At 55.5% G+C, this 14,731-nt stretch carries 6 protein-coding genes; 3 read left to right on the top strand and 3 right to left on the bottom strand.

The window, feature by feature from the left end; all coding sequences use genetic code 11:
• Positions 1–149 precede the first annotated feature (149 nt).
• From SH139x_RS29000 to SH139x_RS29010, 3 genes are all read right to left on the bottom strand, one after another.
• Complete coding sequence (locus SH139x_RS29000) at positions 150–8,006, bottom strand: S8 family serine peptidase (protein ID WP_488353200.1); 7,857 nt, start codon at positions 8,004–8,006, stop codon at positions 150–152.
• Between the two features lie 257 nt (positions 8,007–8,263).
• The gene (locus SH139x_RS29005) at positions 8,264–9,739 is read right to left on the bottom strand and encodes a Gfo/Idh/MocA family protein (protein ID WP_488353201.1); all 1,476 of its coding nucleotides are present in this window, start codon (positions 9,737–9,739) and stop codon (positions 8,264–8,266) included.
• Between the two features lie 153 nt (positions 9,740–9,892).
• Positions 9,893–10,063: a hypothetical protein gene (locus SH139x_RS29010; RefSeq protein ID WP_488353202.1), complete on the bottom strand. Its 171-nt coding sequence runs from the start codon at positions 10,061–10,063 to the stop codon at positions 9,893–9,895.
• Here SH139x_RS29010 and SH139x_RS29015 point away from each other — a divergent pair.
• From SH139x_RS29015 to SH139x_RS29025, 3 genes are all read left to right on the top strand, one after another.
• Positions 10,062–11,891, top strand: a complete 1,830-nt coding sequence (locus SH139x_RS29015) for a GspE/PulE family protein (protein ID WP_488353203.1) — start codon at positions 10,062–10,064, stop codon at positions 11,889–11,891. The genes SH139x_RS29010 and SH139x_RS29015 overlap by 2 nt on opposite strands.
• Positions 11,892–12,012: 121 nt before the next feature.
• On the top strand, positions 12,013–12,621 hold the full coding sequence (locus SH139x_RS29020) for a hypothetical protein (RefSeq protein ID WP_488353204.1): 609 nt from the start codon (positions 12,013–12,015) through the stop codon (positions 12,619–12,621).
• Positions 12,622–12,751: 130 nt separating this feature from the next.
• Positions 12,752–14,710, top strand: coding sequence for an amylosucrase (locus SH139x_RS29025; RefSeq protein WP_488353205.1), 1,959 nt, complete (start codon positions 12,752–12,754; stop codon positions 14,708–14,710).
• The last annotated feature ends 21 nt before the right edge of the window (positions 14,711–14,731 follow it).

The following is a 14,731-nucleotide window of genomic DNA, read 5'->3' on the forward strand; positions in this document are numbered from 1 at the left end:
GGCCTGGCAAACATCAGGCTTGCAGCGATGACAGTCGGTACTGGCTCAAGCAAAAAACGGCGGGTAACTCCATCATCGAGTCACCCGCCGCTTTGCTATTTCAGGCCATCCCAGCCCGACCGTGATCAGACAGCCGGACCGAGCTGATCTTACTCAAAATCGAGGTTGCTACCAAAACGGGTTCGGAACTGGAGGAAATCAACAAAGCCGACTTCTCCATCGCCGTTGACATCGAATCGTGCATCGTAGTCGGGCGAGCCCTCAGATTCGCCGAAGGTGCCTCGGAACGCAAGGAAGTCAATGAAACCAACTTCACGATCCCCGTTGACGTCTCCATAGAAACGATAGAAGTCATCGGCCTCGTCATCACCGATCACATGATCGCCACCTTCGGTACCATCTTCGTCGAGGTCAAGTCCCAATCCCGTGCCGTCAGTGATGTTGGCACCGACGATACGCAGATCATAGTTACCATCCGACAATGAGCCTGTCGCGGCATCCACGAATCCGCCAGAGAAGGTCAGCGTAACCACCGTTCGTCCATCGCCGTCAACAATGCTGTCGACGATGACACCAACCGCACCACCACCGGCACCCCGTTTGGTGACTTCAAAAGCATCGGGCCCGATCGTGACTTCGGAATCGAAAGTGATCGTCACCGAAGTCACCAAACTTCGCTGATTCGTGCCATCACCGATCGTAACTGTTTCCAATTCGCCACGATTGTCGACCGTAATCAGCAAGACCTTCTCAACCGACTCTCCGCCGGCATCGGTGGACATGACGCGAATGGTGTAGCTATCTTTCGTCTCGAAATCAAAGCTATCGTTCGCCCGCAGTTGATCACCGCTGATGTTGAAAGCCGCATTGTCATCATCACCGGCACCACTGACCAAGGCATAGGTGAAGGTATCACCAGCGTCTTGATCAACCGTGCTCAACGTACCGACAACGGCATCGACACCGGCGTTCTCGGCAATCGAAGTAGCCGAAACGGTGATGTCCGTTGGTGCGTCATTGACGTCGTTGACATCGATCACGAACGACTTTTCTAAAGTCAATCCACCAGCATCGGTAGTCATCACGCGAACGGTATAACTGTCCTTCGTTTCGAAGTCGAAGTCAGCGTTAGCTCGCAGCTCCGCACCACTGATGTTGAAGGCTGCGTTGTCATCGTCACCGGTACCGGCGACTAGTTCGTAGGTGAAAGTCTCACCAGCATCTTCATCAGTCGTGCTCAAGGTCCCCACAACCGCGTCAACGCCCGAGTTCTCATCGAGAGCGGTAGGCGAAAGATCGAGGTCGGTGGGAGCATCATTGATGTCGGTGATATCAATCACGAACGACTTCTCGAAGGTCAAACCACCGGAATCGGTCGTCATCACGCGAACCGTGTAGCTGTCCTTCGCTTCGAAGTTAAAGCTATCGTTGGCCTGCAGCACATCACCGCTAATGTTGAAGGCCGCGTTGTCATCATCGCCAGCACCAGCTACTAACGTGTAGGTGAAGGTATCACCCGCATCGACATCGGTGGTTGCAAGCGTCCCCACTGCCGCGTCGACACCCGCGTTCTCTTCGATCGCGGTTGGTGAAAGAGCGAGATCCGTAGGCACTTCATTCACATCCGTGACATCGATCACAAAGGCTTTCTCGAAAGTCAAGCCGCCGGAATCGGTCGTCATTACGCGAACCGTGTAGCTGGTCTTCGACTCAAAGTCGAAACTAGCATTGGCTCGCAGATCTGCACCACTGATGTTGAAGGCTGCGTTGTCATCATCACCGGTACCAGCGACCAGTTCGTAGGCGAAGGTATCACCCGCGTCCACATCGCTCGTGGTCAACGTGCCGACAACCGCATCGACACCTGCGTTCTCGTCGATCGCCGAGGGCGACAGGTCGATGTCAGTCGGCATTTCATTCACGTCAGTGACGTTGATGACCACAGCCTTTGCAAAAGTCAAACCTGCGGCATCAGTCGTCATCACGCGAACGGTATAGCTGTCCTTCGTTTCGAAGTCGAAGTCAGCGTTAGCTCGCAGCTCCGCACCACTGATATTGAAGGCCGCGTTGTCATCATCACCAGCACCAGCGACCAGCGAGTAGGTGAAAGTATCACCAGCATCTTCATCCGTCGTGGTCAATGTCCCCACAACCGCGTCCACGCCCGCATTCTCATCGAGAGCGGTAGGCGAAAGATCGAGGTCGGTGGGAGCATCGTTAACGTCAGTGACATCGATCACGAATGACTTCTCGAAAGTCAAACCACCGGAATCGGTCGTCATCACGCGAACGGTATAGCTGTCCTTGACTTCGAAGTTGAAGCTATCGTTGGCCTGCAGCACATCACCGCTAATGTTGAATGCCGCGTTGTCATCATCGCCAGCACCGGCTACTAACGTGTAGGTGAAGGTATCACCCGCATCGACATCGGTGGTTGCAAGCGTCCCCACTGCCGCGTCGACACCCGCGTTCTCTTCGATCGCGGTTGGTGAAAGAGCGAGATCCGTAGGCACTTCATTCACATCCGTGACATCGATCACAAAGGCTTTCTCGAAAGTCAAGCCGCCGGAATCGGTCGTCATTACGCGAACCGTGTAGCTGGTCTTCGACTCAAAGTCGAAACTAGCATTGGCTCGCAGATCTGCACCACTGATGTTGAAGGCTGCGTTGTCATCATCACCGGTACCAGCGACCAGTTCGTAGGCGAAGGTATCACCCGCGTCCACATCGCTCGTGGTCAACGTGCCGACAACCGCATCGACACCTGCGTTCTCGTCGATCGCCGAGGGCGACAGGTCGATGTCAGTCGGCATTTCATTCACGTCAGTGACGTTGATGACCACAGCCTTTGCAAAAGTCAAACCTGCGGCATCAGTCGTCATCACGCGAACGGTATAGCTGTCCTTCGTTTCGAAGTCGAAGTCAGCGTTAGCTCGCAGCTCCGCACCACTGATATTGAAGGCCGCGTTGTCATCATCACCAGCACCAGCGACCAGCGAGTAGGTGAAAGTATCACCAGCATCTTCATCCGTCGTGGTCAATGTCCCCACAACCGCGTCCACGCCCGCATTCTCATCGAGAGCGGTAGGCGAAAGATCGAGGTCGGTGGGAGCATCGTTAACGTCAGTGACATCGATCACGAATGACTTCTCGAAAGTCAAACCACCGGAATCGGTCGTCATCACGCGAACGGTATAGCTGTCCTTGACTTCGAAGTTGAAGCTATCGTTGGCCTGCAGCACATCACCGCTAATGTTGAATGCCGCGTTGTCATCATCGCCAGCACCGGCTACCAACGTGTAGGTGAAAGTATCACCCGCATCGACATCGGTGGTTGAAAGCGTTCCTACCGCAGCGTCCACACCCGCGTTCTCTTCGATCGCGGTTGGTGAAAGAGCGAGATCAGTAGGCACTTCATTCACGTCAGTGACGTCGATCGTGATGGCCTTCTCCACAGACAGCCCACCGGCGTCAGTCGACATCACACGAACCGTGTAGCTGTTCTTCGTTTCAAAATCGAAACTTGGACCAGCGATCAACTCGTCTCCGCTGATCGAGAAGCTAGCGTTGTCATCGTCACCAGCACCGCTGACCAAGGCATAGGTAAAGGTATCACCGGCGTCTTGATCGGTGGTCGAAAGCAAACCAACTACCGCATCGACGCCCGCGTTCTCAGCAATGTCCGCCGGAGTCAAAGCAATGTCGGTGGGCACGTCGTTGATGTCCAACACATCAATCGTGAAGACTTCTTCGTACATGCCGCCACGTTGATCAGTCGTTCGCACGCGAACCGAATAGCTGTCTTGCGTTTCGAAGTCGAAGCTCGAATTGGCAACCAGCGTATCACCGACAATACTGAAGGCCGCGTTGCCCGAGTCGCCCGTTCCACTGACCAGCGAATACTCGTGGGTATCCCCAGGATCGACATCCGAAGTGGAGAAGGTACCAACAAAAATGTTGTCGCCAGCATTCTCTTCGATCGACATGGGTGCCAAATCGATATCATCAGGATCACGGTTGACCCACTCGTTGACATCCAAGACGTAGACACCTTCGCCACTGACTGCTGACAGGGCTAACGTGTAAGTCCCCGCTTCCAGAGCTCGGAAATACCTAAACACGTTCTTACCGTCATCGGCCGTGTTATCTTCACTCCACAGCAAATTGTCGGAGGGATCGAACAGCGTCAGATCGGGATCCAGCGTGTTGCTGACAGTCAGACTGCCAGCATCAAACGGAGTGCTAGTTTCGAAAATCACGTAGTCATCAACTTCGAGGTCGATGGTGTAGTGTTCCATCGCGTCCCCAGCTGCGTCCGCATGGCCGAGGCCAGCTGCGGTCAGGCCCAGGGCGCGAAGCGGATCGGTGGGAGCGTCGTTCGTCTCCGTCTCGAAAGCCATTCCCTCAGTCACAACCAAGGAGTACTTGGCCGAGACTTCCGAAGTGATGCGAACAGTGTAAACCCCGTCCGCTGGGACTTCGAAACCAACGATCCCCAAATCGTAATTGGTTGGCGAGAAACCACCTGGCGTGGCGCTGCTGGTTGCCAACACAGTGGTTCCGTCGGGAGCGACCAATTCAGCCGTTACGCCGGTCAAGTCAGCACCCTCCAGCCCAGTCAACAGCACATCGACGTTGCTGCCAACCTTACCGGTCAAGTCGACGGTGTACTCATCGACGTCGATCGATGACTGGAAGGTCAACACATCATTGTTGGCCAATACGGCTTGGTTGCGGCTGAACTGGAAGAAATCCAAGACATCTATCTGGTAACCAATCGTGGCCGATTGGGCAAAACTCAAGCCCGCGTTGCCGAAGTCGACGTCCGGATAGACGAATTTGGCTTTTACAGGTCCCGAATCGAACAATTGGATTTGGAACGTCACATCACCAGTAGCAATGTTCCAGTGTGGCATGGTGTTCCACTGGACAATCAACGCATCCACACCATTGATCGTGGTTTCTTCATGGAAAACCGAGTTGCCACGGGGATCCAAGTCATCCCAGAACGGAGCCAAGAAATTAGTCACCGCGGTCGTCGGGATGGAACCATTATTCCATGACAAATTACCAGTTGCACCAGCGATCAAATTACCGTTGTTATTAACCCGCATCGTGCCGGCGGGCAACAACTCATTACCGATCGTGGAGGTGAAGTTGACGTTTTCATTGGCGTTGAAATCGTCTTCGATGGCCAACGCGGTACCAGTTCCCGAGATGTCGATAAATGCGGCCGGGTCATTGGTCTGCGTGACCGTGATCCCCGCTGCATCGACGGTCAATTCACCAACCGCCGCGTAACGACCTGATCCGAGCGCAACCAGCGATCCTTCCAAAGTGGCCGAGGAGCCACTGCCGGTATCATCGCCAAAGCCTTCGTTCACGGCACCGAACATCAAATCGATAACAACGTCCGACGATGTATCGCCGATGACGCGAACGGCGTGGGCGCCGTTACCCGCCATGGAAGTCAGTGGTAGCACTACTGCGGCACCCGGTGTCGCCGAACTGACCGAACTGCCGACCGGATCGCCATTCGGATCGACGAATTGGGCCGTGATGGTCACATCTTCGTTGGCGGGAGTGACGAGCGCCGAAGCCAAAGTGCCATCGACAGCTTCAAATCGCATATCGTCAACGTCGCTGTCAGAGATCAACAAAATCTCATTGCCGGTGCTCTCCGCGATCAAGGCCGCAATGGGCGAGACCATGGTTTGCGGCGTGGCCACATAGAATGGTGGATCATCATCATCGACGATCGTACCGACGGCCGCTCGCACCAGCGGATCCGAACCAACAAAGTTGGTCAATCCCAACGAAAAAGTCTTGGCGATCTCTTCGACGCTATCTTGAATCAACGGCACCGAAATGACGATCGAAGTTTCCCCGGCGGGAATCGTAAAGGGCTCAAAATCGAGCGCCGTGTAATCAGACCCGGCGATCGCAGTCCCATCGAAGGTGACCGCGTCAAAGGTGACGTCTTCCGCTTGAGCCGCTTCCAACTCGATCAAAAAGTCGATCGTGCCATCCGCTTCGTTCGCAGTGACGTTGGTCGATGTCAAGTTCGGCAAAGCCGTATCGATCACGTGGCCGTAAACCTTAATCGCAGCCCGGTCCAGCGTACCAGTGTCAGCCGCAAAGCCGTCGGCCACTGTCAACGTCCAATCACCGAACGTATCTTCGTTCCAATTGCGATTCGTGGTCAAGGTGTGTCCGAAAGTATAAGTGCCAACTTGATTGTGCACTTCAGTCAACCGTGATGCCGTACCGTTGGGGCTGGTCAAGGTAATCACCAAGTCGCCGCCGAAGGTGTGATCGGCGTCAATTTGAACTTCCACGTGCTCGACCTGGAAGTTATCAGGAACACCAAAGGTCACACTCGTCCCGGTGAGATCATTGTCAGGAATCGACAACGCTGGTTCCAACACGGTGGAATTCCAGGCTAACTCTTCGCTGACCGGCGTCCAGGTCTCCGCCAGCGTCGTTGCCGCGGTAGCATCGACAACACCAAAACCAAACTTGTAATTCACCCAGTGACCGGCCGCGTTTTGGAACCAGTCCGCATCACCCGGATCATTGCGTCGGGCGGACTCGGCCAGAATGTGCTGGACATCGCGAGCCGTCAGCGCCGGATTGGCTTCCAACATCAAAGCCACCACACCGGCGACTTGAGGTGCCGCAGCCGACGTGCCGGTGAAGCGGTCGGTCGTGTTTTCCACAGGATCAATGTAGTTACCGGTGGTGTAACCAAGCGGCCCGAAGATATCAGTCGTAGCTACCGCGCCGGCAGTGCCGGCACCTGTCGACGGTGCAACCACAAACAACGCCGAACCTCGCTCGCTATAATTCGTTTCGACTCCCGTGTGAGTCATTGCACCCACGGCAATCGTGTGACGCGAGTTGGCATACAGGTCATAGTTGACGTTGTCGCCAGAACCATGTCCGTTACCAGCCGCCCAAATCAACACCGAGCCCAAGCCGCCGCGGCCATTCTGAGCCCCATTTTCCAGTGCCGCACGCGCCAATGGCCCAGGTTGTCCGGCCGCAGCAATGTTGCCAATATCAAGCGGACCCCAACTGTTGACATAAATGTCAATGTCGGCCATCTGATGATTGATCGCTGCAGCATTGGTCGCATCGGTAGTGGCCGCAGCAGTCAACCGAATCCCGGCAATGTCAGCTTGCGGTGCCACGCCCGTCGTGCCCCGACCAAACACTGCATTGTTGTGCAAAGCGGCCGCCACACCCGCCACCGCCGTGCCGTGCCAGTTGACACTCGTGTCGGGAGCCGGATCGCTATCTCCAAACGCGTAGTCGAAACTTAAATCACCCCGATAATTACCCAACAAGTCAGGGTGGTTGTAATCAACGCCATCATCGACGACGCCGATCACCACGCCGTCACCCAAGTAACTATCCCAAGCGGTGACCACGTTGATGTCCTGGCCAGCAGCGCCACCATACTGACCCGTGTTACGCAAATGATATTGCATAAAGAAGTCCGGATCCGTCGGAATCAAACGCTCCGCCAAATTCGTCGCGATCAACGGATAGGTCATCTCGGGTGTTCCACCCAAACCTAAATGCTCCACCGCTTGGTCAGCCGTAAAAGCTTGTTGGAATTTGACAACATGTGAATTTTCAATCAAATCATTCGCTTCGATCGATGTCACGACCGAAGGACCATACGATGCACCCGGACCCTGGTCAGGGTTCCATATCATCAACCATTGATCAACCTCGATCGGTGCCGCGGGAGTCACTTCTCCACCATTGGGCGCCTTGGTTTTAACAACAACATCACCCTCGAAAATCGACGGGTCAAAAACGTCCGTGTTGCTTGTCATCGTGGCCAGGGTAAACCCATCGGCCGAAAGCATTTCTCGAGCAACAAGCTGTTCAAGTCGTAGACGACGAACTTGAGTGGAAAGAGAATGTCGCTGATCTCGACGTTTGCGGGATGAGGTAGGAGTCTTCTGATTTCCCGCCAAAATAGCTCTTCGCATGATTCATAAATCCGGATGGCGCGTATAAAGCACCCCGCGAATGGGGATAACAACTCACAAGACTTTAATCACGCCGCACAAATTGTTCAAGCGTTACGCCCCAAACAACTCCCCTATTTCTACACTATCTCAGACCATCACCCCCTTGCGGAAGAAATGCACGACCCCGAAGAACCGTGCAAAAGCACTTAAGGCGAGAAAAAACGCCGTTAATTCTCGATCGTTCGAATTTGGCTGCCAGTGTAGCTCACGAAAAATTAACGGGTGATTTCAGCAAGCACAAAGCCTTCGCGATACTCACGACGCAACAACCGATTCGCCTGCTCCGCACCACTGCCTTCGAACTGTTCAGTCTTGGGATTGTGAGTCAGCACCGGACCAGCCAATAGATCACTGCGACTGGCTCCAAAGGGAGCCAATTGCTGATCCAGTTCGTCCATCAGTCGCGACCAGGCTGCCGGGATCTGGATGCCACCCGGTTCCTCAGCGTAAGGACTGGTTGCCGCCTGAAAGCCGACGTTGGCCAAGTTACACCATCCGGTCGAATCGTGCCCGACTGCGATCTCGGCATTCAAGCTGCCGCGATCTCGACTGCGAACGGCGTCCAAGAAGTTATTGACGTGCAGGGGCACAATGTTCTTCCCACGAAACTCGCGGATCGTCTTGCCATCGCGATCAACCGCTTTGGCATATTGACGTTGCCCCAACAGATAACCACCTTGGCACGCCACCACGTATCCGCTGCCGGGACTCTTGACTCGCTCCGCCGGTTTACTCCACCAACTCGACGGTTTGCCGTCGGGCTGCGTGGAGAGATTGCTAAGTGCAATCAGGGTGGGAAACAAAGGGGTTTCAAAAATGGCGTAATGAACGTTAGGCGTGTTACCCGCGTCGTTCCAAGCCAATCGTCCACCGATCGCCATGATTTTGCTGGGCGTGCTAACTGCATCTTGATAAGCCACGTTGCGGACGTCGTCCAACACATGCACTCCCCAATTCCCCATTTCGCCGCTGCCGGTATTGAAATCCCAATGCCAGTCGTAATGCAGTTGATCACGAAATAGCGGCTCCTCCTTGGCGGGACCGACCCACAGATCGTAATTAACCGAGCTGGAAATTTTCAGCGGTTCCTTGCGACGTCCGATCTGCCCGCGCACTCCTAACCTAGATGCTTGCACATATTCGATCTCACCAAGCGTCTGATCTTGATGTAAGAACTTTTTCAATTCCGCTTGCATCGGATCGGAACGCTGTTGAGTGCCAAGCTGGACGATGCGATCATACTTTCGCGCCGCGCTGACAACTTGCCGACCTTCCCATTGGGTATGTGATAACGGTTTTTCCACATAGACATCCTTACCCGCCTCCATCGCCATAATGGCTGCCAAGCAGTGCCAGTGGTTACAAGTCGCAATTGCCACCACGTCAACCGCCGGGTCGGCGAGTAGGCGGCGCAGATCGGTGTAAGCGGTCGCACCATATTTACCAGCCAATTTCTCGGCACGATCAAGATCGGGGTCGGCGGTCGCCACCACCTTTGCCCCCTCGGCAGCGTGAAACGGCCCCGCCAATTCATTACCGCGCCCACCCGCGCCGATGATCCCAACCCCCAGCGTCTCATTCGACGCAAAGGCCTTGCTGTGACTGATCGGTAACACACTAGCCGCACCGCACAGCAAAGCGCCTCGCAACAAGTTGCGACGCGCCAAATCAATGCTTCGAGGGGATATCATTGTGAGGTTCCTGTCTGAAGGGCCGGGGGTAAAACCGAAATGGAGTCGAAGGTGGAATCGAGCAACGATGAGGCCGATCTCTGCATACGGTTGTTCATTTGATCTCATCATAACAGATCAAACGGCCCCTTTCCTCAGCCCGGCAAAATCGCTTCATCCGTCGTGTTCGACAATGTCCATGCCCGATTCCCAGCAGCCATCGCGCAGATCGCTCGCCACGTCCAACCCGCGGCGTAGAAACATCTGTAGGGCGTTGGTCAACGACCAGCCACAAACCAGATTGTTGCAATAGTGATCGGCATTGCCGATGGAGAGCCACGACATGATGAGGCGTGATGAGGGCAGTCGACGAGCGAACCATGGAGGCGCGGGAGACCAGGGGGACGAGCATTCCCACAACCCCGCCCCAACGCCAAACCCAGCTCCGCCGCTGGGCAATGCGGTCTGGGGCGGCAACAGCCTAGCCGACGATCGCTTTACCCCAGAGTCACTGGAGCCAATCTGGGATAGCTGCCCGGCTGCCGGCCAAACCTTTGAGGAATCTTTGCTGGAAGCAGGGATTACCGATGCCTACGCACTGGCCGAAGCCTATGCGCAACACTATCTGCTACCACTCTTCGATCCACCGGCTGATGAACCACCGCCAATTGATCCGAGCATCGCCGCCGCGTTACCGGCGGGCGTCTGCTGCGACAACTTACTGGTCCCCCTAGCCGACGACGGCCTGACGTTGGAGGTGGCCATCGTTTCCCCCGATGCTTTGCGGTTGAAGGAACAGCTGGAAGAGGAAACGGGACGCGTGATCCGCCCAATGTTTGCTCCGCTATCGGTAGTCGAGCGTTTACTGGCGTTTTTATATGCCGACGAAACGCGTCAGAGTAACCAGCCGGTACCGGCTGTCAAACAAGTCACCATTGCCGACGACTCAACAGCTCAACAGCTGACCGGCCAAAACTATCTCCGCCAATTGTTACAAGTCGCCCTGCGGAAGCAAGCCAGCGAAATCCACTTGGAATTCTTTGGTGATTGTTGTCGAGTTCGATTGCGCGTCAATGGCTCGCTGGTACCCCAAGCAGCACCGCAACTCCACTTGCTGCAGACGGTCCTCACATCACTTCGCAACCTGGCAAAGTTGCAAGACCATCCACCTCATGTACCGGCGACCGGTGCTTTCGAAGTGCGGTACGGCAGGCGAGGAGTGCAAATCGAACTCGACTACTGCCCGACAATTGCGGGCGCAAAAGTTACCCTGCGCCCCCATGGCCGCGACCAAGCTGCCAAACCGCTTGATCAACTGGGAATGTCGGCAGACCAGTTAACCGAGCTGCATGAAATCTTACAGCAAACCAGCGGGCTCTTGCTGCTGTGTGGGCCAGCTCGCAGCGGCAAACGCACCACGCTGTATTCCTGCCTGGCGCACCTCAGCACCAGCCAACGAACCATCTGCACCGTGGAGCATGCGGTTCGACAACAGTTGCCCGGAATCAATCAAACCCGCGTCGCCCCGGAACGCGGCCTGGGGGTCACCGAAGCAGTCAACGCCATGCTCCGGCAACAACCTGATGGGTTCATGATCGACTGCTTGAAACACGGAGGAACCGCGGATGCTTGTCTGCAAGCTTGCCGTGCGGGCGGTTTAGTGCTGACGGCGATCGATGCTTGGCATGCCGAAGAAGCGATCGCGCGGATCGCGGCGCTCGATCCCAGCGGCGGCTCATTAGCGGGGCACCTGCTGGGAATTGTCGAACAACGCGTTTTGCCGCGCTGCTGCTCCCACTGCCGCACCCCGTTCCAAGTCTCCCGAGACGAATTAATGACGGCCGGATTCTCGGCGGCTTGGCTCCAGCAACATGGACTGGATCAAGAAGTCTGCGAATTTTCCGCCTCGAGCGGCTGCGATACCTGCTGCGATCAAGGCACCTTAGGCGAAGTCGCTATTTTCGACGTTGTTTCCCGCCAAAGGCTTGAGCAAATCATCGCCGCGAAAAATCATCCAACCGAAGCGACGCAACCCCAACTCGGTTTGGCGACTCCTAAAAGCGGAGTACCCAGGCGAGCGATTACGGCCAGCCTGCTGGGCCAAGCCCTCTTGATCGCGCACCAAGGCATCATCCGTTGGCACGATTTTTCCAGCCTCAGAAAGACGTACTGACATCGCCGCCCTATTTCGGCGATAATGCAACTAGTCCCAGATGCCTGGCGGCGACCATTTTTCGCTACGCCAAAGGGCATCAACACCTTCGTTGCCAAAGCCCGAGGGCATGGAATCCCCGATGCATAAGCCATTCCGAAGCATTCATCTGCCTGACGCCACTCAGTTGCTAAATTGCATCCGCAAAAGCGTTCTGAGCAAACTCAGCTGCGGGCTCATTGGCGTGGTTTGTATTTGCTGGCTCACCGGCTGGGCCGCGTCGCACCAGCTGTCCGCTGATGACCCTCCCCCCAAGCTGACTCTCCCCCCAGCGGAACCGATGCTACCTCCGCAACTGCCCCCTCCTAGCCCCCGCTCAGAGAACAATCAACGCCAAATCGAAGATCACTTGCGCCGCGCCATCAGCGGCGACGCGGAAGTTCAACCGAGCGGCGATGTCGTGCTCGATTCAATTATCGACCAACTCCGCAGCAAAGGCAGCGTGCTGCAGGGCAGCGTGCTCGATCCCCACGAACCCGTTAGCCCACAATTGGGCGCACAGCAGCTGGACGCACAGCAAGCACAGCCACCCTCCGAACAAGCTTGCTTGGTGGCAGAACAATTACTTCGTTCCGCCCGTATGCTGTCGCAGCTCGATGATCACGCCAGTGACCCAGATCGCCGGCAATTAATCGATCAATTGCGCCATCAAGCAGCCCGGCTGCTGACGCCACCGCAACCTACCAATTGATTACCATCTACGTTGATTCAGCGACTGGCTGAATCGCAGAGATGTCGTAGACTTAAATAGTCACCGCGAATTTATCACACACGCACTACGATAATACTGGAGCCCGGCCCAACAGTCGGTACATTTCAAGATGTCGGGGCAGCTCCCAACTCGAGAAGAAAAAGCATTACGTCGTCTCCTCCCGCGACTGGAGAGTCGCTTTGCGTCCGCCAGCGATCCAGTCGAGTGGGAGCAATTTACCAGGCGGGTCCGCGAACATTTCCCAAGGTTGTTCGGTCGTTTATTTGAGCTCTATTCCAGCCATTACGACTTTTTCTACTACCTAGAAAGTGCACTCTCGGCGGCGGCGGAAATGTGGATGGAGCGCCCGCAGGAACTCAAAGCACTCGACGCGCTGCGTGAATCCGATCCCTTCTGGTATCAAAATCAAAGGCTCGTCGGCGCCATGTGCTACGTCGACCTGTTCGCCCAGCCCGAAGACGAAACCGGTTTGGAAAAACTTCGTGAGCGAATTCCCTATCTGACGGAAATGGGGATCACCTACCTCCACTTGATGCCCATCTTCAAATCGCCCGAGGGTGATAATGACGGCGGCTATGCGATCAGCAGCTACCGCGAAACCAACCCCAGCTTGGGGACAATGGCACAACTTCGCGAACTGGCTACCGAACTGCGCCATCATGGAATTTCATTAGTTCTCGATTTCGTCTTCAATCACACCTCCGACGAACATGAATGGGCTCGCAAAGCACTGAGCGGTGATCCGGAATTCCAAGAATACTATTACATGTATCCAGATCGCACCGTCCCCGAAGCTTACGAAGCTAGCTTGGGCGAGGTCTTTCCCGACGAACACCCCGGTGCGTTTACCTATCGCAGTCGTATTGGCAAATGGGTTTGGACGACGTTTTACAATTATCAATGGGACCTCAATTACCAGAACCCCGAAGTCTTCGTGCAGATGTTGCGCGAGATGTTGTTCTTGGCCAACCAGGGTGTCGAAGTCTTACGAATGGATGCCGTCGCTTTTATCTGGAAAAAAGTGGGCACCAATTGCCAGAACCTGCCACAAGCCCACTGGTTATTGCAAGCCTTCAACGCGGCCGTGGCAATGTCAGCCCCGGCAATGGTCTTCAAGTCCGAAGCGATCGTCCATCCCGACGAGGTTCGCAAATATGTTCGCGCCGATGAATGCCAACTCTCTTACAACCCCCAGCTAATGGCGCTGCTGTGGAACGCGCTGGCAACCCGTGAAGTCCGCTTGCTGGAAACCGCCATGCGACGGCGATTCAGCATTCCTCGTGATTGCGAATGGGTTAACTACGTCCGCAGCCATGACGATATTGGCTGGGCTATCTCCGACGAAGATATTACCGCTGTCGGCTTTGATTGCCGAGATCATCGCCGCTTTCTAACTAACTTTTACACCGGCAAATTTGCCGACAGTTTCTCCCGTGGTTTGCCCTTTCAAATCGACCCCCGCACGGGCGACGGACGGGTCAGCGGAACCACCGCATCGCTGGCCGGTCTCGAAGAAGCGTTGGAGCTGGAAGATGAAGAGTTGACCGACTTGGCGGTCAAACGCATCTTGCTGTTGCACGGCGTGATTATGACGATCGGCGGCATCCCGCTGATCTACCTCGGCGACGAACTGGCCACGCTCAATGACCGTTCCTTTGCCACCGATCCGGTCAAAGCGGGCGATTCACGCTGGGTACACCGGGGCAAGTTCGACTGGGAACGTGTCAACCTTCGCCGCGACCGCAACCATCCCGTCGGACGCGTCTACCAGGGGCTGCTGAGGCTGATTCAACTGCGTTGCCAAAACTTGGCTTTTGGTGGCGGACCAACGGAATTCATCGATACCGGCAACCCCCACGTGTTCGGCTATTTCCGCGACCACGAGGATCACGGAGTGATGATCTTGGCCAACTTTACCGAGTCACCACAACGTCTCGAGGGACGCCGCTTGCGACTGCTCGGCCTCCGCCGCACGGTGGTCGATCAAATCTCCGGACAAACGATCACGGCCGCTCAAGAAATGCTGATGGCGCCCTATCAATTTGTGGTGCTGGCTCGCAACTCGTAAAACGAACAACCTGCACTCCAG

The sequence above is a fragment of the Kothea flammea genome, assembly GCF_052161645.1.
Classification (GTDB): Bacteria; Planctomycetota; Planctomycetia; order Pirellulales; family Pirellulaceae; genus Laterigemmans.

What these genes read in the sequence shown, in the direction of transcription:
- SH139x_RS29010 (WP_488353202.1), bottom strand. Translation starts at nt 10,063, where the DNA reads ATGTCGTGGCTCTCCATCGGCAATGCCGATCACTATTGCAACAATCTG.
- SH139x_RS29025 (WP_488353205.1), top strand. Translation starts at nt 12,752, where the DNA reads ATGTCGGGGCAGCTCCCAACTCGAGAAGAAAAAGCATTACGTCGTCTC.
- SH139x_RS29005 (WP_488353201.1), bottom strand. Translation starts at nt 9,739, where the DNA reads ATGATATCCCCTCGAAGCATTGATTTGGCGCGTCGCAACTTGTTGCGA.
- SH139x_RS29020 (WP_488353204.1), top strand. Translation starts at nt 12,013, where the DNA reads ATGCATAAGCCATTCCGAAGCATTCATCTGCCTGACGCCACTCAGTTG.
- SH139x_RS29015 (WP_488353203.1), top strand. Translation starts at nt 10,062, where the DNA reads ATGATGAGGCGTGATGAGGGCAGTCGACGAGCGAACCATGGAGGCGCG.
- SH139x_RS29000 (WP_488353200.1), bottom strand. Translation starts at nt 8,006, where the DNA reads ATGCGAAGAGCTATTTTGGCGGGAAATCAGAAGACTCCTACCTCATCC.